This is a genomic window from Halobellus rufus (genome assembly GCF_000739575.1).
GTDB classification, from domain to species: Archaea; Halobacteriota; Halobacteria; order Halobacteriales; family Haloferacaceae; genus Haloquadratum; species Haloquadratum rufum.
Map to the genome: position 1 here is coordinate 1 of NZ_BBJO01000030.1, position 19,400 is coordinate 19,400.

The 19,400-nt window shown below is 64.2% G+C and carries 27 protein-coding genes, 2 tRNA genes and 1 pseudogene; all 30 read right to left on the reverse strand.

Annotated elements, in window-relative coordinates:
* Positions 1 to 400, reverse strand: a pseudogene (locus ACP99_RS21235) (hypothetical protein); the annotation flags it as partial.
* A complete protein-coding gene (locus tag ACP99_RS11930) occupies positions 401 to 1,588 on the reverse strand; it encodes a hypothetical protein (protein WP_049986822.1) in 1,188 nt (395 codons plus the stop codon). It abuts the pseudogene before it with no gap.
* A 7-nt stretch (positions 1,589 to 1,595) separates the two neighbouring features.
* Complete coding sequence (locus ACP99_RS11935; protein ID WP_049986823.1) at positions 1,596 to 2,036, reverse strand: hypothetical protein; 441 nt, start codon at positions 2,034 to 2,036, stop codon at positions 1,596 to 1,598.
* Between the two features lie 411 nt (positions 2,037 to 2,447).
* Entirely contained in the window at positions 2,448 to 2,939 is a 492-nt protein-coding gene (locus ACP99_RS19325) for a hypothetical protein (protein WP_081927456.1), read from the reverse strand.
* Between the two features lie 69 nt (positions 2,940 to 3,008).
* Positions 3,009 to 3,356 carry a hypothetical protein gene (locus ACP99_RS11940; RefSeq protein WP_049986824.1) on the reverse strand — a complete coding sequence of 116 codons (348 nt, stop codon included), beginning with the start codon at positions 3,354 to 3,356 and terminating at the stop codon, positions 3,009 to 3,011.
* A gap of 54 nt (positions 3,357 to 3,410) precedes the next feature.
* Positions 3,411 to 4,433: a hypothetical protein gene (locus tag ACP99_RS11945; RefSeq protein ID WP_049986825.1), complete on the reverse strand. Its 1,023-nt coding sequence runs from the start codon at positions 4,431 to 4,433 to the stop codon at positions 3,411 to 3,413.
* A 1-nt stretch (position 4,434) separates the two neighbouring features.
* Entirely contained in the window at positions 4,435 to 4,557 is a 123-nt protein-coding gene (locus ACP99_RS21240; protein WP_269319668.1) for a hypothetical protein, read from the reverse strand.
* 26 nt (positions 4,558 to 4,583) lie between these two features.
* The gene (locus ACP99_RS11950; RefSeq protein ID WP_049986826.1) at positions 4,584 to 5,138 is read right to left on the reverse strand and encodes a hypothetical protein; all 555 of its coding nucleotides are present in this window, start codon (positions 5,136 to 5,138) and stop codon (positions 4,584 to 4,586) included.
* An 18-nt stretch (positions 5,139 to 5,156) separates the two neighbouring features.
* Complete coding sequence (locus ACP99_RS11955) at positions 5,157 to 6,083, reverse strand: hypothetical protein (protein ID WP_049986827.1); 927 nt, start codon at positions 6,081 to 6,083, stop codon at positions 5,157 to 5,159.
* A gap of 92 nt (positions 6,084 to 6,175) precedes the next feature.
* Positions 6,176 to 6,682: a hypothetical protein gene (locus ACP99_RS11960; RefSeq protein ID WP_049986828.1), complete on the reverse strand. Its 507-nt coding sequence runs from the start codon at positions 6,680 to 6,682 to the stop codon at positions 6,176 to 6,178.
* Entirely contained in the window at positions 6,679 to 7,215 is a 537-nt protein-coding gene (locus tag ACP99_RS11965) for a hypothetical protein (RefSeq protein ID WP_049986829.1), read from the reverse strand. The genes ACP99_RS11960 and ACP99_RS11965 overlap by 4 nt, the downstream gene beginning before the upstream one ends.
* A 4-nt stretch (positions 7,216 to 7,219) precedes the next feature.
* Complete coding sequence (locus ACP99_RS11970) at positions 7,220 to 7,927, reverse strand: hypothetical protein (RefSeq protein ID WP_049986830.1); 708 nt, start codon at positions 7,925 to 7,927, stop codon at positions 7,220 to 7,222.
* A gap of 3 nt (positions 7,928 to 7,930) precedes the next feature.
* On the reverse strand, positions 7,931 to 8,215 hold the full coding sequence (locus ACP99_RS11975; RefSeq protein ID WP_049986991.1) for a hypothetical protein: 285 nt from the start codon (positions 8,213 to 8,215) through the stop codon (positions 7,931 to 7,933).
* A gap of 5 nt (positions 8,216 to 8,220) precedes the next feature.
* Complete coding sequence (locus ACP99_RS11980) at positions 8,221 to 9,084, reverse strand: hypothetical protein (protein WP_049986831.1); 864 nt, start codon at positions 9,082 to 9,084, stop codon at positions 8,221 to 8,223.
* A complete protein-coding gene (locus tag ACP99_RS20565; protein ID WP_197052449.1) occupies positions 9,084 to 9,494 on the reverse strand; it encodes a hypothetical protein in 411 nt (136 codons plus the stop codon). The genes ACP99_RS11980 and ACP99_RS20565 overlap by 1 nt, the downstream gene beginning before the upstream one ends.
* A gap of 5 nt (positions 9,495 to 9,499) precedes the next feature.
* Positions 9,500 to 10,738 (reverse strand): hypothetical protein, encoded by a 1,239-nt coding sequence (locus tag ACP99_RS11990; RefSeq protein WP_231554291.1) that lies wholly within the window; start codon positions 10,736 to 10,738, stop codon positions 9,500 to 9,502.
* Positions 10,735 to 11,772 carry a hypothetical protein gene (locus tag ACP99_RS11995; RefSeq protein WP_049986833.1) on the reverse strand — a complete coding sequence of 346 codons (1,038 nt, stop codon included), beginning with the start codon at positions 11,770 to 11,772 and terminating at the stop codon, positions 10,735 to 10,737. The genes ACP99_RS11990 and ACP99_RS11995 overlap by 4 nt, the downstream gene beginning before the upstream one ends.
* A 67-nt stretch (positions 11,773 to 11,839) precedes the next feature.
* Positions 11,840 to 12,544 carry a hypothetical protein gene (locus tag ACP99_RS12000; RefSeq protein ID WP_049986834.1) on the reverse strand — a complete coding sequence of 235 codons (705 nt, stop codon included), beginning with the start codon at positions 12,542 to 12,544 and terminating at the stop codon, positions 11,840 to 11,842.
* 5 nt (positions 12,545 to 12,549) lie between these two features.
* The gene (locus ACP99_RS12005) at positions 12,550 to 12,966 is read right to left on the reverse strand and encodes a hypothetical protein (protein WP_049986835.1); all 417 of its coding nucleotides are present in this window, start codon (positions 12,964 to 12,966) and stop codon (positions 12,550 to 12,552) included.
* Positions 12,963 to 14,651, reverse strand: a complete 1,689-nt coding sequence (locus ACP99_RS12010; RefSeq protein ID WP_049986836.1) for a hypothetical protein — start codon at positions 14,649 to 14,651, stop codon at positions 12,963 to 12,965. Before ACP99_RS12010 ends, ACP99_RS12005 begins: the two co-directional genes overlap by 4 nt.
* A 21-nt stretch (positions 14,652 to 14,672) precedes the next feature.
* Positions 14,673 to 16,286 (reverse strand): hypothetical protein, encoded by a 1,614-nt coding sequence (locus ACP99_RS12015; RefSeq protein ID WP_049986837.1) that lies wholly within the window; start codon positions 16,284 to 16,286, stop codon positions 14,673 to 14,675.
* Positions 16,286 to 16,897: a hypothetical protein gene (locus ACP99_RS12020; protein ID WP_049986838.1), complete on the reverse strand. Its 612-nt coding sequence runs from the start codon at positions 16,895 to 16,897 to the stop codon at positions 16,286 to 16,288. Before ACP99_RS12020 ends, ACP99_RS12015 begins: the two co-directional genes overlap by 1 nt.
* Positions 16,894 to 17,211, reverse strand: a complete 318-nt coding sequence (locus tag ACP99_RS12025; protein WP_049986839.1) for a hypothetical protein — start codon at positions 17,209 to 17,211, stop codon at positions 16,894 to 16,896. The genes ACP99_RS12020 and ACP99_RS12025 overlap by 4 nt, the downstream gene beginning before the upstream one ends.
* Positions 17,208 to 17,972: a hypothetical protein gene (locus ACP99_RS12030; protein WP_049986840.1), complete on the reverse strand. Its 765-nt coding sequence runs from the start codon at positions 17,970 to 17,972 to the stop codon at positions 17,208 to 17,210. The genes ACP99_RS12025 and ACP99_RS12030 overlap by 4 nt, the downstream gene beginning before the upstream one ends.
* Positions 17,973 to 17,987: 15 nt before the next feature.
* A complete protein-coding gene (locus ACP99_RS12035; protein ID WP_049986841.1) occupies positions 17,988 to 18,392 on the reverse strand; it encodes a hypothetical protein in 405 nt (134 codons plus the stop codon).
* Positions 18,393 to 18,400: 8 nt separating this feature from the next.
* Positions 18,401 to 18,474: transfer RNA gene (locus ACP99_RS12040), tRNA-Phe, on the reverse strand.
* A gap of 122 nt (positions 18,475 to 18,596) precedes the next feature.
* Positions 18,597 to 18,669: transfer RNA gene (locus ACP99_RS12045), tRNA-Tyr, on the reverse strand.
* Positions 18,660 to 18,884, reverse strand: coding sequence for a hypothetical protein (locus ACP99_RS19330; protein ID WP_081927457.1), 225 nt, complete (start codon positions 18,882 to 18,884; stop codon positions 18,660 to 18,662). The genes ACP99_RS12045 and ACP99_RS19330 overlap by 10 nt, the downstream gene beginning before the upstream one ends.
* Before the next feature lie 4 nt (positions 18,885 to 18,888).
* Positions 18,889 to 19,089 (reverse strand): hypothetical protein, encoded by a 201-nt coding sequence (locus tag ACP99_RS12050; RefSeq protein ID WP_049986842.1) that lies wholly within the window; start codon positions 19,087 to 19,089, stop codon positions 18,889 to 18,891.
* Positions 19,090 to 19,097: 8 nt separating this feature from the next.
* Entirely contained in the window at positions 19,098 to 19,325 is a 228-nt protein-coding gene (locus tag ACP99_RS12055; RefSeq protein WP_231554292.1) for a hypothetical protein, read from the reverse strand.
* Positions 19,326 to 19,400 lie beyond the last annotated feature (75 nt).

Below are 19,400 nucleotides of genomic sequence, written 5' to 3' on the forward strand. Positions count from 1 at the left end.
CGATGGATCGCCGTCTCGATCCGCCCTGTCCGTCAGTCCCGCCACCGGCACCGCCATCGCCGCCCTGTTCGCCGCCGTTGCCTTCGCCGCCCGCACCACCGCCGGCGCCAGCGACGGCGACTTGATCCGAGAGCGCGGTGCCGCCGTATCGGACGTCACAGGAGTTGCCGCCGTCGCCGCCGTCGTCGAATCCGGGGCCGCCGCTGCCGGCGTTCGAGGGGAACCGGAGATAGAGCGTGTCACCCGGGGAGACGCCGAGTGTCCCGACGAGACGCCCACCGACACCGCCCTCAGCGTCGACGCTCCCCTGTCCCTTGCCGCCTTCGAGGTCGAGTTCGACTTCGTCGACGTACTCGGGGACCTCCCAGTCTGTATCGCTCGTGAACGTCTCAGTCGGCATCTACAGCCGCACCCCGTCTCGACTCACTGTCGTCTGCTCGACGCCGAGGTCGACGACGCGCGCCGAGGCGATCGGGTCCAAGAGCGCCTCCAGGTCCGCGGGCACGGGGTCGGACACTGACTCGGGGATCGTGATGAGCAAGTCGTCCCACCCGCGGAAGAGCGCCATATCGAGCGTGTAGGTGTCGCCAGCGTTCGTGCCCGCCACCGCCTCGAAGGTGACTTGGGCGCGAACGCGGGCCTGGCCGATTTTCACGAGGTCGACGTCGACCGGGGCCCAGTCGGTTGCGAGGTCTGTGTCGTATTCGGGGAGGTCGACGGCGGTCCACGCCCCGGCGTCGGCGTCGTAGCGTTCGGCTTGGAGGGTCGCGGTCTGGGTGTCATCGGTCGGGTGGTCGATCGTCACTCGCAGGAGGCCATTCTCGAGGACGGCCGCGCCCCGAAAGTCGTGCTCGACGGAGAAGCAGCGCTGCCACTGGATGATGCCCTCGGCGTCGGCGATGTCGGCCGCGCCGTACGTGTCCCACACGCCCACATCGACGTCGCCGATCTGATCGTAGTCCGCCGGCCGGTAGATGATAGTTGGGTCCTCGATCGCGATCGTCGAGAGATCGATGCGGGCGACGTCGCCGTGCTCGGCGGTCGCGATGCTCTCGATCGGGACGCTCTCGCGTGCGGTGGGATCCGAGGTCGCATCAATCGCCTCCACGCGAGTTGCGGAGGCGGGGATCGCGACGATTTTCGTGGTGTCGTTTCCGAAGGGATGGCCTGGCTGTGGCTGTGATGGGCCCGTCGAGAGGGCTTGGCGGTGCGATTGGTGGGTGCCCTCGCGGACGAGCGTGGCCTGCAGGCGTTGCAGTGCCTCGGACTGCGCGGAAATCGCGCCGGCGTTCGAGACCAACTCCACGGCGTAGTACGCGTCGACGGTTGACGTCCCCTCGGCCGGGGCGAGTGGCATCGTTGCGACGGTTGGCGATTCGATCACTTCGCGGAGCTCGAGCTGCAGGCGGTCGGCGTACTTCCCGCGGTACTGCAGATCCAGCGTGAGGTCGCCCGACTGCGTGCCGAGTTGTTCGACGAGGCCTTGCCCCTGCAGTTGAGTCAGGCGGCTTAGCTCGGCGCGTGCGCCGCCGCGTTGATCCTGCAGTGCGTCCTCGGGGATCGGAGTGCGGTATAGTCGGTAAGTCATAACAGGATTATCGTGAGTCGTTCGCGACGGCGTCGTAGGCGGCGCGGACGTCCGCGGCATCGATCAGGGTGAGCGTGCCGTCGAACCACGAACCATCCTCCGCAGCTCTCGTCATCTCCGGCCCCTCGAGGACGACGTCGATCGGTTCATAGAGCCCATCGGTCGCCCACTCACCCCACTCGAACGTGGCGGGGTTGCGTGAGTCGACGGTGCCGGTACGCAGATATTCCACGAGACAGCAGATCTGAGAGACGGGATCGGCACCCGTGGCATCCGTAGCGGTGAGTTGGTCGGGATCGCCGGTGTCGCCCCACTCAAGCGGGGCGCCGTTGCTGTCCTTGGATCCTTCCCAGCCGCGGAACTGGATTTCCAGCGCCATCGCGCCGGCGCCGGCGTCCAGGAAGAACTGCTGGTTCTGGGAGTCGCCGGGGTCGATGAGGTTCGCCACGATCGAGTTGACCTGGCCTTGCCCACCTCCCGCGATGTACCCCGTCCTGAGCCGGGGGGTGACTTGGAGATCTCCTCCAAAACGAAAGGTAGCAGTTTCCTGAGTACCGTCTCCGTCTGGATCGCCAGTCAGTGTGAGTGTCGCGTACTTGGTAGTCATTGGGGGATGGAATTGTATTCAAAACACGCCGTACTGGTGCCTGAAACCGCCCTATAGCGGCTCTGGAGTGCTATCGAAAGTTGTTACGGATTGTGACATTACGTAACAATACGTAACTGATTTAGTGACTGGCTGTTTACTAGGGGTATGGCGATGGACTGGGATGCGGTCCAAGATATGGAGCGCGATGTCGACGAGAACGCTGAGATGTACGAGGCACTCGCCGACGACGACGAGGAATAGCGCTCATTTTTATTCTGTTGCCAATTCCACGTCTGTGAAAAATGCGTACCAACGGTCGTGCAGTCGGTCACGGCGGTAGAGCGTATCAAGCCGTACTGACTCGATCTCGTGGCGGATCGTGTGGGAGTCCTCACGAACAATCCGGAGTTGATCGGCGGGCCACGCTGGCGGGTCGATGCCGTTGTGACGCATTAGTCGGCGTAGCGTTGCGATAGCAGTGCGGTGATTCGCATCCGGGAAGAAGTGCTTGCCGACGACCGCGTGAACCCAGTGTGCACATTGTCGTGGGAGTGGTTCTTGAATCGGGAATTCACGAAACAGTCTCCGGAGATCGCCGTTTCTAACGTTCCAAATACTCCGTTCGAGCCGGTCTGGATCGTCGTTAAGCCCCGTTTTGTACGGATGCTCAAGGTCACGAAGGAACTGAGTGTTCCGATACTTGATCGCCTCCGGTGTTGGCGTCGATAGGTCGGTGATCCGAAGACTCTCGTCGGAAACCACATTCTGAGATAGCGCGTGGTGGTTGTATAGTGATTTGGGTCAGTTAGCTGTGGGGACGGTGTCGTTACGTTACTGCTGGGGTGCACCCGTCTGGGTGTGATCGTCGGACATCGACGTAGGGTCGACGAAGACGCTCCGATTGTGTGCTTCCTCGAGGCCGAAGGCGATAGCCTTCCCGAGCACACGGAGGAGGACGATAAACGTACTCGCGACTACCATCACGACTCCCAAGGATCCGATGATAGCTCCGACGAGGATCGCTCCCGCGCCACCGTTCGACGCGAAGCCGACGCCGAAGCCGGCGATTGCCCAGCCGAGAAGGTACCAAACAGAGATGAACACGACGATCCCGATACTTTCCCGGATGAGATTACTCCACGCCAGCGGCCCCGACTCGCCTTCTCTCAGTGCAATCATCGTTTGCTAAGTGGATATGTCGAACTGTGGTAAACATTTCCCCAGTGACACAGCTTATCGACCGGTGAACTCTCGCCGGATGTAGTCCTCGATCATATCTTGGATCGTCTGCCGAATCGAACTGTTTCGCATCGCGCGGTCGATCGCTCGTTCGGCCTCGCGTTGGAGGTTCTGGAAGTCGGGATCGACGTCAACGCCGATGTCGTCTAGTGAGATGTCGAGCGGATCCTGGTTGGTCTGTCCGCTCGGGAAGCCCGTGTTGAGATCGACGCCGCCGCCCGGACCCCTCGGTTCGGGGCGGGTGTTTCGATCGCCGCCCAGAAGATTTTCCAGCGCCGGCGGGAGCGACACGTGGAGGTCCTCGAGCCACTGTGGGGCGCTTACGTCGACGTCCTGTAGCCACTCAGGAGCATCGAGTTGTGTAGATTGCAGCCACTCAGGGGCATCAACTGCAATCCCATCGAGCCATTCAGGAGCGTCGACGTCAATCGGCCCATCGAGCCAAGAGGGTGCAGTTATTCTGAACTCCTGATCTCCGTAGTCAGGGAATCCAAGATCTCGCCCCAAATCTTCGGAGAAGTCTGCGAGTGCGCTGGCGCCCGGGCCGATACCCTCTCCGTCTTGTCCAATCTGTCGGACGCCGAACTGCTCGGTGAATAGTGCGGATGGCGCTCCGCGCCGCGCTACAGTAGCGGCACCGGATGAGACTGTTGATGCGAGACCGCCGAGAATGCCGGCGCCGCCTGCGGTCCCTGCGACACGCTTCGCGATCGCGAGGTCCAACACGGTGTCGCTGGCCCCGCCGCCGCCTCCACCGCCTCCGCCGCCGGAGACAGCCAGCTTCTCGAGGCGGTCGTTGATGTCTTCTAACTGCTCGAGTTGCGCTATTTGTACACTATCGTCCGCGAGGCCGCCGGCGGCCGACGTCCCCGCCTGGACGTCGCGGGAGAGCTGCCCGGAGAGGCCACCGCCCGCTCCGACCTCGATGTCCGCGAGCCCGTCCTCGATCTTCTTGCGGGCACTCGGCAGCGTTGCCTCTTCGACGTCGATTTTGAGTTGGCCGGTGAGACTAACCATTTTACATCCTCCCAAACAGCGACTCGAAGTCGATGTCGGGCTCGCTGACGGTCACGGTCAGGAAGATCTCGAGGTCGCGCCAGGAGTACTCCCGAACCTCCCGGGGGTCGTGGCCGTGTTTCATCGCGACGCCGACAGCGTAGTCATAAATCAGTTCTCGGCCGCCGGCTCGGAGGGCTCGGTCTCCGAGCTCGCCGCGACTAAGCTCTCGAAGCTCTCGCGCTCGCCGTTTCCCACTGAGCTCATCTCTTCGATCCGATTCTCGGCCCACTTGAGATACCCCAGCGGCAGCCGCGAGCCCGTGACCGCGACCTGCCGCTCGTGACCCATCTCATCGTCGAGATATGGCGCATCAACCGTCCCCTTCGCGACGAGGTGGACGCGCTCGGCCCCCTTCCCGACGGAGTCGTCGCCGCGGGTGAGTGCCGCGTCGACGAGGGTGTCCTCGACGTGGCCGTACTCTCCGCCGGCGAGGCCGGCGAGCGTGACTGCCTCGAACTGCGGGACGGTCGACTCTTCGGGCGGATCGAGGACGCCCTCGAGGCCGTCGAGCCACGTCTCGATGTCGTTGTTCTCCTGGGCGATCTCGCCCCGCCGCGGGTCGTCGGCGTCGAGGTCGCGGGCTTCGGCAGCGAGGTCGCGGCGCTTCTGTTCGAGTCGCTGTACTTCGTCCTCGAGGTCGTAGTGCTGTGTCTGTAGTGGCATCTGAAAAAGCTCCGATTGTTAGGGTGCGCTCACGGTGAGCCCGCCGTTGACGTGGGCGTTGATGTCCTCGGTCGTCGGATTCGACGAGACGAGGTCGCTCCAACTGTACGTGTCCGGTTCGATCCGCGGGAGGTCGTAGGTCGCGACGTCTGCACCCGCCTGCGACAGCGTGATCGTACCGGGGACCGCCCCGACGCTGTCTTGGATGTCGTCGACGCTCTGCCCGCCGCCTCCGTAGGCGAGTTCGATGTGATCCGGCCCGTCGATGATCGCGTTGAACTGCAGGTCCGTCGTGGGCTCGGCGATCACGGCGTCGAGCGCCTCCGATTCGGGCCCGGTGATGAACTGGGCGATGTTCGAGATCGACAGCGTCGCCGACTGCAGTGTCTTGACGGTCGCGCCATCAACATCCAGCGAGAAGCCGTGGAACGGGACTGTCGAGTCGGTCTCCGGGCCGATGATGTTCGCCGGCGTGATGCTCGCACTCTTCGACTCGGAGGCGTAGATCGCCGTCAGCGACGCGGTGATCGTGTTCTGGTCGTCGTTGTAGGACAGCGAGTAGTCCGTCGGCGTGACGCCACCGAGGGCGCGCTCGACCGTTCCTGAAAGGTGATCCACACCGATGAACCACTTCGAGGTCGCCGCTTGGCCGTGCGTGAATCCCGTGCCACCGTCGTTGAAGACGATGTCGCGGACGTGCTCGTGGACGTCGGCCGCGACCGCCCAGTTCGCTTGGAACGCGCCCTCGATGCGGCCGGCGATGGACTCGATCGCCTCGACGACGTCGGGATCCGAGAGCCGTTCGAGCGCACGAGGGAGTTCGATCTCCTCGATCGTGGTGTTACGGCCGGAGAGGTAGTAGTCAGGATCGGCATCGTTGACGAGAGCGCCGTTGAACTCCGCCTCCTTGCCGAACGCGACGGGCGTTGAGCCACTGCCGCTCATACGATGCCTCCGTAGGTGTCAGTCGCGACGCTGGGGTCGCGGATAGTGTGCTGTGTCATTTCTGGTATGAATGGAAAACTGCGTGTGCAGGGTTAGGGCAGATCTTCGTACCCTTCCGCGAACAGTATGTCAAAGTCATATCTGAAATAGTCGGTCAGTCGGTGCGACTGTGGGGCGTGGTTTGTGAGCTCGAGATGGAGATAGTCGACCGACGAGCGGCCGGCGTCCGGGAACGTTCGGGCTTCGTACAGTGCGCTCTTGATTTCCTGAACCAGGCCCGGGTCGCCGTCAAAGATGACACCGTCGACGCCGGCAGGGTCGATGTGGCCGCGACGGCGGTGTGAAAACCCCTCGATTCGGACACCGACGATGTCATCGATCCGGAGGTTGTATTCGGGCCCCTCGGCCTCCTCGTCGTGGTCGACGTGCGCCGCCCCAACGTAGTTCGCCGATTTCAGTGCCGACTTGTGCGACGTGATGTCGCCCTCGAGGACATTTGAGGCGTCGCGATCGACGCGCTTCAGTGGGTGGTCCTCGGGCTGAGCGTCAGCGACGGACTGCAGTTGGTCGAGCGTCCACTCAACAGTCGGGTTACTCACGCCTGCGACACCTCTCTGCGGAACCAATTGAGACTATCACGGATCCACCGGCCCTCGGGGAGCCCCGAGACGTCCGTCTCCGGAAGGAACGCCGTCCCCTGGGGGAACATCTCGTCGAGATACGGGTAGCGGTCAGCATCGAACTCGAAGACGAGCGGCCCATCGGAGCTGCTGACCGAGTGGTCGCTCGTTCCGTACTCGAAGTGCGCCGCTGCCTCGTGGCTCCAGCTCCACGACGCCTTGATCGAACCGCTCGAACGAGTGGCCTCGACACCGTCGAAGCCTTCGATGATGGGCTCGACGTGGTAGTCGTGAGTTGTGCCATACGAACGGAGATTGTCGTGGGCTTGCTGGACGGCTTGGAAGACAAGGTTCCCCCGTGAGCCAACGAGCGTGCGTTGGGTCTGCTCCAAGAATTTCTGCCGGACCTCTTCAGTGATCGCGTCCTCGACCGATACCGAGAGCTCGGCACCGACCGGGTCGGCCGTGAACTCGAGGGTGAAGCCGATCTCGATGGTGACTGCGTCAGCCATCGAATCATATCGTCGAAAAGCCGCTGTAGTCGGCCGTCGTATTCTCCCACGTCTCTTTGAGCGCCTGCCGCTTCGTCGACCGACTCGTCAGCTGGCCGTCGTCGGGGATCGAGGCGGCAGCGTCGTCATCGAGTGCTAATTTCATCGCAGCCTTCGCCGCGACGGCCTCCCGAACATCAGGCGGCACGCTCTCGACGACGTTGTCCTCGGTGATCTCCACCTCCTCCCCGAGCGGGCCGTACCGATACGTCAGCCGGACGAAGCTGGTGTTCGGGTCGTCGTAGGGACGCACCCCCAGCCGGCGCTCGAAGACGCGGAGTCGCCGCCGCCGATAGTCCATTGTCCACGCATCGCCTTCCTCGTCGGTGACGTCGGCCCACGAGTCGCGGCTCTCGCGGATCTCGATCGCATCACCTTCGGCCGGATCCAGCGGCATCGGGCGGGCGTTGTCGAGGATGACGGTCGCGGGATGCCACGAAATGGCGTGCTGGACATCGTGGACCTCCCAACTGCGGGGCTCGTCAGTGGCTCCGACGCGCACGGCGTGGAACGGCCGGCCCGTTCGGTTGATCCACGACTGCGTTGCCGCCGCGGCCTTCCGCTTTGCGTGGTCTGTGAGATGGGCGGCCGCTGTGCTGGGATCGATATCCATCCCGGCCTGAATGACAGCCTCGGCGGTGGCATACCGAACTGGGTCGCTAGACGCAGACATCGGTTAGTCCTCCGACTCCGGCTCTGGTGCGGGATCGATAAACTCGATCTCGGTCCGGCCACCGTGGCCGTGGATCTCTCGTGTCGCTTCGATGCCATCGGGCGCTGGCTTGAACGCACAGCCGTTCGAGTCCGTCTCGAGGGCGTCGTTGTCGGCGTTGTGCCACTGCATATGGACCGCTCCGTCGAGGTATTCGACGCCGGTCGCGACGACGCCAGTCCCTGAGGTCTCCGAGACATCTTCTCGGCGGACGAGTCTGAACCGCCGCGGGAGACACTGCCCCGACATCGTCACTACGCCTCGTCTCCGAGCGCTTCGTCGACGGCACGTTCGACGACGTCGGGATCGTACCGGGTCAGGTACTCAGTCATCTCCGTGAGGCCGGCCGATTCGAGGTCGATATCCTCCGAATCGTCGCCGAGCATATCTTCGATCGCGTCGAGTGCGCCCGTTCGGTCGTCACCGGTGCGCTCTGCTGCCCGCAGCGCGCGGAGCGACTCAGCATCCCACTTTTCGTCTTCGTCGGTTTCGAGCTCCGCTTCGAGTTCGTCGATCGTGTACTCCCCGGGGTCGAATGGCGGATCGGATGCAACTGGCGTCCGGAGTGCCCGGATCACGTCGGCGGCATCCGAGCGGGAGAACCGACTCGTGTACTCGTCAGCGCGCTGCTGGGAGACCGATGCCTCGTCGTCGCGCTCGATGCCGGCGATCGCCCGCAGTTGGTCGCGGTAGGGCTCTTCGTCGTCCTTGTCGAAGACGCGGCCGACGTCGTCGAGATCCAGCTTCTCGAGGACCTTCTGCCGCTTCCAGCGGTCGAAGCCCTCGTAGAAGACCTCCGGCGGGAGATAGTTGCGTTCGAGCAACGCCTCGGCGAGCCGTGCGGGGTCGTAGATCACCTCGAAGTCGTTGCGGGATTCGAGGGCGTGGACGCCGATGTTGGAGTTTTCGACGTGATCGGTGTCCAGATACGTCGGCAGGAGTGCGAAGTAGACCTGCCCACGCTGGAACTTCGGCGGCCCGTTGTAGCCGACGCGAGTGCGGATGTCGTGATCGGTTTTCGTAGACTGGTCGCCTGTATACCGGAAGCCGACGAACTCGACTTCGGCGTGGTCTTTCGCTTCGAACTCTTTCGCGCTTGGAAGTGTGCTAACTGGCATTACTCGGAAGTCGTGGTAGTAGTAGCCGCCTTGGTGGCGGTGGTTGACGTCTCGGACTCGGACTCGGGCTCGGCATCGGTAGTGTCGCTACCGGTGGGCCGTGCCTCGGCAAGTACGTCACGGGCTCCGCTGGGGGCGTCACGGTCGACCGTCACTGGCGTTGTGACGTGGTCCTCACGGAGGACTTCGACGACGTGCTCGCCGGCGACCTCGAGGACTGTTGTGTCACCATCGTAGACGTACAGTCGATCGGCGTCGTCGCGAGCCCAGTGGGTGCCTTCGGTTTGGTGGATGTACTCGCGGTTGTCGATCAGGACGGTGACCGTGATCGCCTCCGCATCGTCGTTGTCGGCCTCGGCACCATCACAGCGCGAGTCGGCAGTGTCGTCAGTAGTAGTGTCGTCAGTCATCTACGTTACTCGCTCAGGTCCCGCAGGAGGCCGCAGGAGCTGAAGTCGCGGTTGACGACCTCGTGGTTGAGCACCATCAGTGCCTCCTCGCGGAAGCGCCCGGTCGCGAGGTAGCCCTGCGACTGGCCGCGGCCGGCGGTTTCCACGTACGGCTCGGCGAACTGCTCGATCGCTAGGCGCGGCTGCCCGCGGATCGTGTCCGTTGGCACGAGGAAGATCGACGAGATGTCGCCGTGCTTGATCGCGTGCTGGTTGCCGACGATCGGGATCCCGTCGTAGTCGCGGTAGCGAGCGGTCCCCGACAGGCCCTTGATCGTCGACCCGTCGCCGACGTCCTCGCTGCGGAAGTCCGCCATCGCCGCCTGGTTGCGGACGTTGTTCCGCTCGGCAGCCAGCTCCGAGAGGACGCCGGCGGTGTCGTGACCCGTGAGGATCGCCGTGTTGTTGTAGACGTCGACATCGGCGAACTCGTTGAAGGAGTTCAGGAACGACGTGAACAGGTCGTTGGTGAGCTGTCGCGGACCAGTGGCGTCGAAGTCGATGAAGGAGTCTGCCCAGTCGTCGTTGGTCCGGTCGACGGTCCCGTAGTCGAGATCGCCATCGTCGTAGGCGTTCCCGTTGGGATCGACCGCGTTTGCCTCCTCGTCACTGGATGCGATGACGCGATCGAGCGTGGTGATCTCGTCCGTTGCGGCGTACTGCGTGTCGCCCTGCATCACGCCGTAGGCGAGCCCGTCGCGATCGATCGCCAAATCCAGTTGCTCTTGCTGGAGCTGCCAGAACTCCTCGAAGCCGACTGCGTCCTCGATCGCCGACCGAATCTCCTGCAGGTCGGACACCTCGATGACGTTGTCGGAACGCTTGGGGTCGAACTCGACCTCTTCGACGCCCATCGTCTGCCCCGCCGGGACGTCGCCACCCTCCGAGTGGCTCTGGAGGTCGACGGGATCCGTGGCCGCGCGGTACGCCTTCGCGGTGACCGGCCCCTCCAGCGAGGCGTTGAACCGGTCGACCTGCGTGAGGGCGTTGTACCACTCGTGTTGGGAATTGTACTGGGCGTACAGCGTCGCCGTGTAGATGGCGTTGATGTGCGCCTCGGTGGTCGTGTCGTACTGCGCGCGCTGCAGCAGCCCGTCGTCCCAGTCCATCGGGACGTCACCGACGACGTTCGACTCGAGGAACCGCCCGGGGCTGTTCCCGCCGGCGTAGCCCATCAGCGGGTGCGTGCTGGCGGGGGCACTCATTCGCCGTCACCTCCCGTGATCGCCCCGGCATCTCCGACTGTCTCGGAATCGTTGCTCGGGGCCGTCACGACCGTGTCGTCGGTCGTCGCGAAGTCGCCCTTCTGATCGACCGTCTCGACGAGTGTGTCCGCGAACTCGTCGTCGTCGGCCATCTTCTGGGCGACCTCGCCAGCCATCGCGTTAATGACCTCCTCACTCGTGACCGCATCTGCAACGCGCTCGTTGAGGTTGAGGTTCTCGAGCATCTGGTCGACGTCCGCTTGGCCGGCGGCGGGCGACTGACCGTTCTGATCCGGAGCCGCAGCAGCGTTGGGATCACCACCACCGCCACCACCCCCACCGCCGACGCCGAGGACTTCCTCGACGCATTCCTCGGGATCCTTGCCGGCGAGCTCGGCGAACTCTTCGACCGTCTCGCGGGCGTCGTCGTTCAGCATTTCGAGTACTCCGCCGCCTGCGTCGCCGCCGTCGTCGTTGCCATCGTCCTGCTTCTGATCGACGTCGGGATCGCCGCCGGCGTCGGGGTCTGTACTGTCCGGGTTCGTGTTGTCACTCATTGGGTGAGTACCTGCTTTCTGATCCGCATCCGCAGTCGCATCCGCGTCTGGTTCGTCCTGCGCTCGTTGGTCGAGGCCGTCTTGGTCGAGCTCGTCTTCGTTGACGTGCTCGCCCGCGGTCGCACTGTCGAAGGCGTCGATCAGGACCGATGGGTCCATCCGGTCGATAGCGTCGACCATCGCCGAGATGAGTTCCATCGCTGCGGGCTGAGAGAGTGCCGACCGCTCGGCGATCGTGCCGGCGGCATCGCGCATATCCTTCTGATCGATGTCGTCGCCTTCGATGGCGCCGAGTTTCTGATCGACGTCCTCGTCCAACGTTCGCATCTTCTGTACTACGTCGTCGCGGTCGACGTCGTCGCCCGCTTGCTGGTCGACCGCTCGGAGGATCTCAAACGGTGAGTCATCCTCCGAAAGATCGCCCAGAACAGTTCGGGCTTTGCCGTCGACGGTCGATGTTGAACCGAAAAATCCCATCTGTTGCCTCGTGGGTGACCCGTTCCCAGATTGCGGTGGTCTGCCGCCGCGCTGGTCGGCGCGTCTTTTAGTCCCGGAGCTGCTGCTCGATCGACCCCGCGATACTCCGCCGTCGCTGCAGCCGGCGGCAGATCGCCGCCTCGAGGACGCCGCCGTGCTTGAAGTCGACGACGTCGAAATCCGCCGCCGGGTTCATCACGAGTTCCTCACTTCCCAGCGTGACCGCGTGGAGATCACAGTCGATCGTCACTCGAGTCCCGTCCGGACGGCGGTGCTCTTGGTTCGAGTAGACGGTGACCGAGTAGCCGCCGTAGTCGCCGTTGAGACAGCGGAGTCGCGCCAGCTTGCTCTTGGTCGTCTCGTTGCCAAGATTCGCCACGAGCGTGAACTCATCGCCGGAGACGTCAGTCTCGTAGCGGGTGCCGTCGTCACTGGTCCACTCCCAGACGGGGACGCCGACCGGAACGTCGTCGTGTCTCGTCGAGATGATCCCCGGCTCGCGGGTGCTCTCGAGATAGCGATCGAGCGCGGCGGCGACCGCGTCCATCTGGATCTGCTGGCCCGTCCGGTCGACGATCTCCACCGACGCCGGGCCCTCGATGATGAAATTCTCCGCCTCGAAAATCGGCGCTTCCCACTCCTCAGGGACGTCCGCACGAGAGAGTCGCCGGTCGTGGACTGGCCCCGAAGGCGAGACGGTCTCGCCGACCGCTGCCTTGTGGTCGACGTCGACATCGATGTCGGCCGGCTGGTTGAGTACCTTGATTGGCATCGGCGTTAGTAAGCGATTGTCGTGCCGCTCGTGCGGTCATCAGCCCCGACCCACTGGTTGTTCGACGGGTCCGAGACGTACGATCCCGCCGGTGGGGTGCCGGTGCCGTCGTGGACTGCCTCGACGCCGTTCTCTGCCGGGGCTGGCGCGTCGTCAGCGGTGAGGTCCTGCGGTGTCGTCCGAGTGAGCGGGACGGTCAGGCCCAATTCGGCCTCAGCGAGGAGCCACGCATCGCCGGTTCCGATGTAGACGTCGTAGGGGCGACTCCCGGCAGCAATCTCGGCGACGCGACCCTCCGTTGGTGCGTGCTGCTGCAGGTCGTCGGTATCTGCGACCCGCTCGACGTCGTCCGCGAGCACGCGGATGAGCGTCGAGAGCGGGAGTGAACGGTTCTCGATCGGGCTGAGGTTCTCGTCAGTCATTGGTCAGGTGTCTGTGGGGATTGGGTGGTCGGATCGGAGCCATTCTGTATGCCTGCTCCGTCAGGCGGCTGTTGTGGCTGGCCCTCGTCAGGAGGCGGTTCGGTCGCCGGCGCGGTGTTGCTCGCCGGCTCGGCGGGATCGATCTGCTGATCGGGGATCTGCAGCTGGCCGTCTTCGACGCTGACGGTCGTTCCCGTCTCCTGGGCGAGGCGGATACCTTCGAGGACGTCGACCGCCGACAGCGACGCATCCTCGCTTTCGGGGTTGACGTAGGCCAGCTCCCAGTCGCAGTGGCCCTCCACGCGCTCGATGAGCCGGCAGAGCATATCGAGCGCTTTGTCCTTGGTGTCCTGGTGGGCGCTCGCGATCGCCGCATTAGTGATCTCAACCTGCGTGCCCTCGGCGTTGAGGCCGCCCGTGTCCGAGAGCTCGTTCTCGAAGGCGTCGGTGACGCCGAACATCGCGCGGATCTGTGACATCAGCCGCTCGACCATCGGCTCGCGGCCGTTGATCCCGGCCGACGTCGACAGGTCCAGAATCTCGATCTCGACATCCTCGGGGCTGCCCTCATACATCAGCCGGCCTTCCTCCCACGGGTTCTTCGACTCTTCTTCCGACAGCGAGGCTCGCAGACTCTCTCGGACGTTCTTCCCGTAGGCGACGAGGAACTTATCGGGGAGTTGCTGATCGTTCTGCGGGTTGAGGTACTGCAGTTCGTAGTTCCGGGACCACTGCAGGATCGCCTGCAGCTTGACGAGCGGCAGGATCGGTGACCGGCCATCGAGGCCGTTCCGGATCGGGAAGTGTCGCGCCCAGTCGATGATCTCGTGGGTGAGGAACAGCCGCTTGACGTCATCGCCGCGGCCATCCGTCTCGGCGTAGCCAACCTCGGCGAGTTGGGCGTGGCACTCCGGGCAGACCTCAGTCGGTCGGTCTGCGTCGCCCTCGAACGTGAGGTCGGTGTGTTCCCAGTACTGATCGCGATGTGCCGGGCACGTCCACCACCCACCGTGGCGGTTGTGTTCGTCGAGGACCGGCCGGACGCGCATCGGATCCGCGTGGACGAGCTCCTCGATCGCGTGCGGTTCCCACCGCCCGACGCTGGTGACGGTGCGACCGGCGACCTGTGTCTCGCGCTCGACGCGTTGGTAGCGGAGGCGAGCCAGCACCGTCGAGATGCCGTAGAAGGACTGGTAGTCCTCTTCGTACTTCCACAGCGACGCCAGCGACTGTCCGTCCTCGTTGACGGGATCGAACAGTTGTTTGAGCCGCTCTTTCTGCTCGCGTGACGGCGTCTCGAACCCGGTTTCGCCGCAGACCTCACAGACATCACGCTCTTCGTCGTAGGCCGTCCCGCAGGTCGTACAGCGATGCGAGAACGCCGGCAAGAGCACCGGGAACTGGTTCCGGTACATCTCGTCGCGGAACCGTTTGACCGTCGTCGCAAGTTCTGTCGAGTTGAGCGAGAACGTCTGCAGATCGATCGAACTCCAGACGCCCCCGTTCGACGATACGCGGGGTGCGGGCCCGACTTCGTCGGTGTGTCGGCCTGAGCGACCACCGGTCGCCTGTGGCGTCCCGGTGATCTGACCCTGCAGCATCTGTTCGACGTCGCCGTCGGGCCAGTCGATCGCGACCAGCTCGCCGTGCTCATCCTCGCCGAGTTTCGTTGTGCGTGGTGGCATTGTAGTCTGAAAGGAAGGGCGTCACCAGTCGAGATGCTCGAAGTCGTCGCTGGAGACGTGGTCGAGCGTCCCATCGGGCCCGCGGGAGGCGATCTCGAGGGCGTCGAACCGGTCGTCGTGGGCCGCGTCGGGGAACGGCAGCCACTCCTCGCGGATGAACGACTCCCAACGCTCGTTTTCCTCGCTGGCGACTTTCACACGGCCCTGCTGGAAGCGGTTCGCGAGACTGTGGAGACGCTGTTCCTTCTCGCCCTCGGAGTTCGACGGTGTTACCCTAACGTCGACGGTGTCCTCGATCACGTCGGCGATCTCCTTGCCGTCGAAGTTGGATTCGACGAGGAGCTCGCCGACGGGATAATCCGAGAGGTGAACGTCGACGAAATCCTCGGCCGCTTCCTCCCACATATAGCCGCGGTCCCGCCAGAGGTCGATCGCGTATTCTTGGTCGTTCTCGCGGTCGTAGGCGTAGACGGCCAGTGCCCAGTAGTCCGTCTCCCCGCGCTCTTCGGCGGCGAGGTTGTTCGGGTTCGCGAAGTCGAGGCCGGCGTACCACTCCAAGGCCGACCAGTCTTCGCGGGGGATCGGGTCTACGAAGCGCAGCCAGTCGAGGTCGAGGACGCGACCGATCGCCGCCTCGGGGTTCTGTTGGTTCTCCGCTTGCCACAGTCCCGTGTCGCCGTCCTTCGAGACGACCTTCGTGAGCAGCGTCTCGGGACGTTCGAACTCGGGCCAGAGCGTCCGGAACTGCGTTCCCGGGCCGGCACGGATGCCGTCGTCGACGATCTCGACGTCCGCCGGCACATCGCGGATCGAATCGTAGACCGCGCCGTCGGTCGCGTGGACCTCGTAGGCCTCGTTCTCGATGACGTGCCAGTCCGGCGTCGCCCGCCAGACGCGAGCAGCCCAGCCCGGCCGGGAGACGCCGCGGGCGATGCAGCCGTCCCACTCGGGGTTGTTCGTCGAAAGGACGTGCTCGCGGTAGACGTCCTCCGGTGTTTTGCGGGTCCCGATGACGATGTTCAGCGACTTGTGCGGGAGACACGTCGCGCCGGCTTTTGCGGAGACGTTGTCGTAGAACTCCTCGAAGTTCTCCGAGATCGTCGCCCGCAGCGCCGTGGTCTGGTTCGTCAGCGTCGCGATGTCGTCGTAGATGATGACATCGTAGTGCGATCCCGTGTCGGAGGTCCGGATGGACAGCGGTTCGAGCGTCGGCTCGATGTTGTGCGTGCCCGCCTCGAGCTGAATCGTCGTCTTCGAGGAGTCGTAGATCGGCACGCCGTAGCGCTCACACGCTTCTTCGATCGAGGCGACCGCCGTCTTCGCCCGCTTGTCAGCGTGAGTCTTCTTATGCGAGACGATCGCCATCCGGATCGACGGGAAGTTGACGGCGAGCCACGACGGCCCGACGTCGATCGTCGAGACCGTTTTCGCGTAGTTCCGCGGAGCGAAGAGCGCGAGGTTCTTCGGAGCGTGCGGCTCGTACACCGCCTCCCAGAGGTGTTGGTACCAGTCGCGGAGGTGCCGCGGCGGGGCGAGGATCCCGTCGGTCCCGAGATGCCGGATCGAGAAGGGCAGTGGATGGGCGGTCGGGCGCTCCTCGACGAGCCGCGTGATCGAGTCGGTCGCGGCAGCCATCACGTCACCTCGCGGATCTCGTGGCGACACCAGTCGTGGACCACGTGCGTCGACGCCGGCGGGTCCTCGACGAAGCGCCGCTTGGCCTCCTGCATCAGGTCGACGACCTCGTGGTACGGCAGGCCCTCCGGCGGGATCTGCTCGCGGATCCACTGGCAGGCCGGGTGATCGGCCTCGGGGCCGCCCCACGTGAACCGACGGCCGGCGAGGCGCTGCTGTCGGTAGCCGCGCATCCGCGCCTGCAGTACCAGCTGGTTGAGATGCTGGCGGGCAGTCTTGAACGCCCACCCGGAGTTGATGTCGAAGGTATCCGCCATCGACCCGGCAATCGAGTAGATGTCCCACGGCTCCGATCCGAGCTCGTCGAGCCAGAAGTCGCGGTACTCGGTCTTCGTGATCGGCCCCTGGTCGTCGGGCGTCGCCGGCGGGTCAAGCGCGAACTCCCGACGGACAACGTCGACGATGTTGTCCGTGACGAGGTCCGGCATATACTGCGAGCGCGCGAACTCTGCCTGCTCGTTCTCGTACCGGCCGAACTTCGCCTTCTGGTCGACGGCGTCAGCGCCGGCGTCGACGAAGCGGGCTACGATGTGGAAGGCGAGCGGCGTCATCGGTCAGTGAACTCCGCCGGTCGCATCGCCTTATCGTCGATGTAGACGTCGCCCGATCCCTTCTCACACCGGATGCCGTGCCAGCGGACACCCCACTCGGTGAGGTGGGCGGCGATCCGAGCAGCCTCGCTCCACGGGCGGGCTGTCCAGACGATCACGGTCGCGCCGGCGAAGTAGCACTCGTTGACCGCCTGGATGACGTCGTCGTCAGGAGTAGGTCGTTCGTCCGCCCAGTAGGCAACGTTGTCTGTGGTCAGCGTGTTGTCGAAGTCGACGAGGACGCGCTGCGAGGTCTCGTCAGCGGTGTCAGTCATTCCTTGAGGTCCTCGCCGAGGTCCTCGATCATCTCGCGTGTCTCCTCGTCGAGGCCGTGGGTATGGTCGTGGTCCACCTGGCCCTCGATCGAGACGTCGATGTCGGCGCCAAGCAGCCCCATCTCTTTCAGCCACTTGCGGTCCTCCTTCCGGAGGTAGCGCTGCGCTTTGGCGACGGCCGCCTCGGAGTATCGGTGTTCCTCGCGTGCCTCGTGCTCAGTGGTTTTGATCCGCGTCTCCCGATCGACCAGGGCGTTCCCCGAGTCGAGCGTGTCGGGGCGGTCGGTCGACCAGTTATCGCCGTGGATGATCTTGATGTGGTTGATGGCGATCTGTGACAGTCGCGCCTCCTCGCCAGCGTGTGGCTCGCCGGTGACCTCGCGGAACTTTGCGACGTAGCCCTCGTAGATTTTGTCGCAGAGTGTCCGGAGCGAGTCGGTCGCGACCTCCTGGTAGAACTTGTTCTGGTCGGTGTAGAGATCGTGCGTCGAGGCGTTTCGGTTCCCGTCGGGAGCGCCGCCGTCGTTTCCTTCCGCATTGTCGTTGCCCTCGGGCGCGCCGGCGTTCCCGGCGTGTTTCGAGCAGCGCCCCTCGCCGACGTGGTCGGTTCCTTTGCCCGGCCACGCGCCGCAGTAGCCGACGAAGATGGTTTCGCCATCTCGTTTTTCGGTCCGCTTGCCGTGGCAGTTCTCACCGTCCGGGTCGATCGTTGGCACCTCCTCGGAGGGCTCGCCGATGAGTTCGTCTTCGGATACGTCCATGCTATTGAGTTGTTTCTATGCGGCCAGTCCCAGTGCATCCAGGACGCGCTGGGTACGATTCGAGGCCGTGTAGCCGGTGATGAACGCCCGGTGTCGCGCCTTGTCCCACGGGACGTCGTCGCCGTGCGACGGCGTCGGTAGCGACAGATCGATAACGGTGTGTGTCTCGTCCTCTCGCAGGAACCAGTGTGCGCCGTCGGCGTCGTCGTAGACATCGCCCCAGTCGAGGCGGTAGGCTTCGAGGTCGCTGTCAGTGCCACCTTTCGCGTGGAAGTACGCCTCAGCAAGGACGTAGCACGCGCCCTCGATGGGATCGTGGTCGGGGTTCTGGTAGCGTTCTTTTCGGACCTCCGGGTGGGTGCGGACGTACTCGCGGAGTTCGCGGGCGACGTCGTCTGGTTCGACTTGGACGGTCGTCATTCAGTGTATGGACTCGCCCGGAGTTGAACCGGGACTGTACCCGCTCTTCAGGCGAACGCTCTCCCAGTTAAGCTACGAGTCCTGGTCGCAGGGATTTGTGTATCGCCCCATTGACGGCGATTTCCTCCGTGTGTTCCCGCTCATGTCGGTACTCCGTCGGAGGCGGTCGGCGACGGCCCACGGCGCGACCGTGTGACCGTCAAATCGGACCGGCAGGAATCGAACCTGCGTCCTCTCGGGTTACAACCGAGCGCGTCGGCCACTGCGCTACGGTCCGCGATTTCGCTTGAGTTGCCGCAGGTCCTGAAAGCTCAACGACGGGCGTGGATCCTCGGCCGCCCACTTCGGTCGATCCGTGACAGGGTCGTGCATCCCGATCTCGACAGCGCACGGGAGACAGAGCGGCATCCCGTCGGCATCGTAGTAGGGCGGGTCGAACAGATCCTCGATGACGCAGTCGTCGGCGACGCCGGCGTGACACTCCCAGGGCATCGTCTCACTCCTGGCCGCTGGCGTCGTCGGGAGCGACGTCGTCGCCCTCCTGGACGGCCTCGGCGTAGGCGGGTGAGACACCGGCCTTCCGGTGGGCGATCGCCAGTGCAAGTTTTTGGAGATCAGCCCCGGGAAGCAGCGCCAACGAGATGGCGATCGCGACGATCGTGCCGAGCTCGACGAACGTGAGTGTGACTGTGGGCATCGGTAGAGTCAGTCCCCGCTGTCGGTGTCGCTGGACTGCTCGCGTTGGAGCTCCTTGTACGCCTGCAGCAGCGCCAGATAGTCGCCGAGTTCGAGACCGTTGTACCCGCCGAGGACCAGCAGCGACGTGGCCCCGATAACTGTCGGGTCCGCACCGAGATACAGAGCGTACCCGGTCAGGATGATGATGCCGACGTTGACGATGATCGAGCGGACCAGTTTGAACGCCTTGTACATCCGGAGGTCACCGCCATCCCGAATCGAGGCTTTGTGATCGTCTACTAATCGATTGTTGCAATACCACGGGCGCGA

What these genes read in the sequence shown, in the direction of transcription:
- ACP99_RS12025 (WP_049986839.1), bottom strand. Translation starts at nt 17,211, where the DNA reads ATGACTGACACCGCTGACGAGACCTCGCAGCGCGTCCTCGTCGACTTC.
- ACP99_RS11995 (WP_049986833.1), bottom strand. Translation starts at nt 11,772, where the DNA reads ATGGGATTTTTCGGTTCAACATCGACCGTCGACGGCAAAGCCCGAACT.
- ACP99_RS11990 (WP_231554291.1), bottom strand. Translation starts at nt 10,738, where the DNA reads ATGAGTGCCCCCGCCAGCACGCACCCGCTGATGGGCTACGCCGGCGGG.
- ACP99_RS12050 (WP_049986842.1), bottom strand. Translation starts at nt 19,089, where the DNA reads ATGCCCACAGTCACACTCACGTTCGTCGAGCTCGGCACGATCGTCGCG.
- ACP99_RS21240 (WP_269319668.1), bottom strand. Translation starts at nt 4,557, where the DNA reads ATGAAACACGGCCACGACCCCCGGGAGGTTCGGGAGTACTCCTGGCGC.
- ACP99_RS11965 (WP_049986829.1), bottom strand. Translation starts at nt 7,215, where the DNA reads ATGGCTGACGCAGTCACCATCGAGATCGGCTTCACCCTCGAGTTCACG.
- ACP99_RS11955 (WP_049986827.1), bottom strand. Translation starts at nt 6,083, where the DNA reads ATGAGCGGCAGTGGCTCAACGCCCGTCGCGTTCGGCAAGGAGGCGGAG.
- ACP99_RS11945 (WP_049986825.1), bottom strand. Translation starts at nt 4,433, where the DNA reads ATGGTTAGTCTCACCGGCCAACTCAAAATCGACGTCGAAGAGGCAACG.
- ACP99_RS12010 (WP_049986836.1), bottom strand. Translation starts at nt 14,651, where the DNA reads ATGCCACCACGCACAACGAAACTCGGCGAGGATGAGCACGGCGAGCTG.
- ACP99_RS12015 (WP_049986837.1), bottom strand. Translation starts at nt 16,286, where the DNA reads ATGGCTGCCGCGACCGACTCGATCACGCGGCTCGTCGAGGAGCGCCCG.
- ACP99_RS11950 (WP_049986826.1), bottom strand. Translation starts at nt 5,138, where the DNA reads ATGCCACTACAGACACAGCACTACGACCTCGAGGACGAAGTACAGCGA.
- ACP99_RS11940 (WP_049986824.1), bottom strand. Translation starts at nt 3,356, where the DNA reads ATGATTGCACTGAGAGAAGGCGAGTCGGGGCCGCTGGCGTGGAGTAAT.
- ACP99_RS11930 (WP_049986822.1), bottom strand. Translation starts at nt 1,588, where the DNA reads ATGACTTACCGACTATACCGCACTCCGATCCCCGAGGACGCACTGCAG.
- ACP99_RS12020 (WP_049986838.1), bottom strand. Translation starts at nt 16,897, where the DNA reads ATGACGCCGCTCGCCTTCCACATCGTAGCCCGCTTCGTCGACGCCGGC.
- ACP99_RS11980 (WP_049986831.1), bottom strand. Translation starts at nt 9,084, where the DNA reads ATGCCAGTTAGCACACTTCCAAGCGCGAAAGAGTTCGAAGCGAAAGAC.
- ACP99_RS11970 (WP_049986830.1), bottom strand. Translation starts at nt 7,927, where the DNA reads ATGTCTGCGTCTAGCGACCCAGTTCGGTATGCCACCGCCGAGGCTGTC.
- ACP99_RS20565 (WP_197052449.1), bottom strand. Translation starts at nt 9,494, where the DNA reads ATGACTGACGACACTACTACTGACGACACTGCCGACTCGCGCTGTGAT.
- ACP99_RS19330 (WP_081927457.1), bottom strand. Translation starts at nt 18,884, where the DNA reads ATGCCCTGGGAGTGTCACGCCGGCGTCGCCGACGACTGCGTCATCGAG.
- ACP99_RS12055 (WP_231554292.1), bottom strand. Translation starts at nt 19,325, where the DNA reads ATGTACAAGGCGTTCAAACTGGTCCGCTCGATCATCGTCAACGTCGGC.
- ACP99_RS12005 (WP_049986835.1), bottom strand. Translation starts at nt 12,966, where the DNA reads ATGACTGACGAGAACCTCAGCCCGATCGAGAACCGTTCACTCCCGCTC.
- ACP99_RS12030 (WP_049986840.1), bottom strand. Translation starts at nt 17,972, where the DNA reads ATGGACGTATCCGAAGACGAACTCATCGGCGAGCCCTCCGAGGAGGTG.
- ACP99_RS12035 (WP_049986841.1), bottom strand. Translation starts at nt 18,392, where the DNA reads ATGACGACCGTCCAAGTCGAACCAGACGACGTCGCCCGCGAACTCCGC.
- ACP99_RS11975 (WP_049986991.1), bottom strand. Translation starts at nt 8,215, where the DNA reads ATGTCGGGGCAGTGTCTCCCGCGGCGGTTCAGACTCGTCCGCCGAGAA.
- ACP99_RS12000 (WP_049986834.1), bottom strand. Translation starts at nt 12,544, where the DNA reads ATGCCAATCAAGGTACTCAACCAGCCGGCCGACATCGATGTCGACGTC.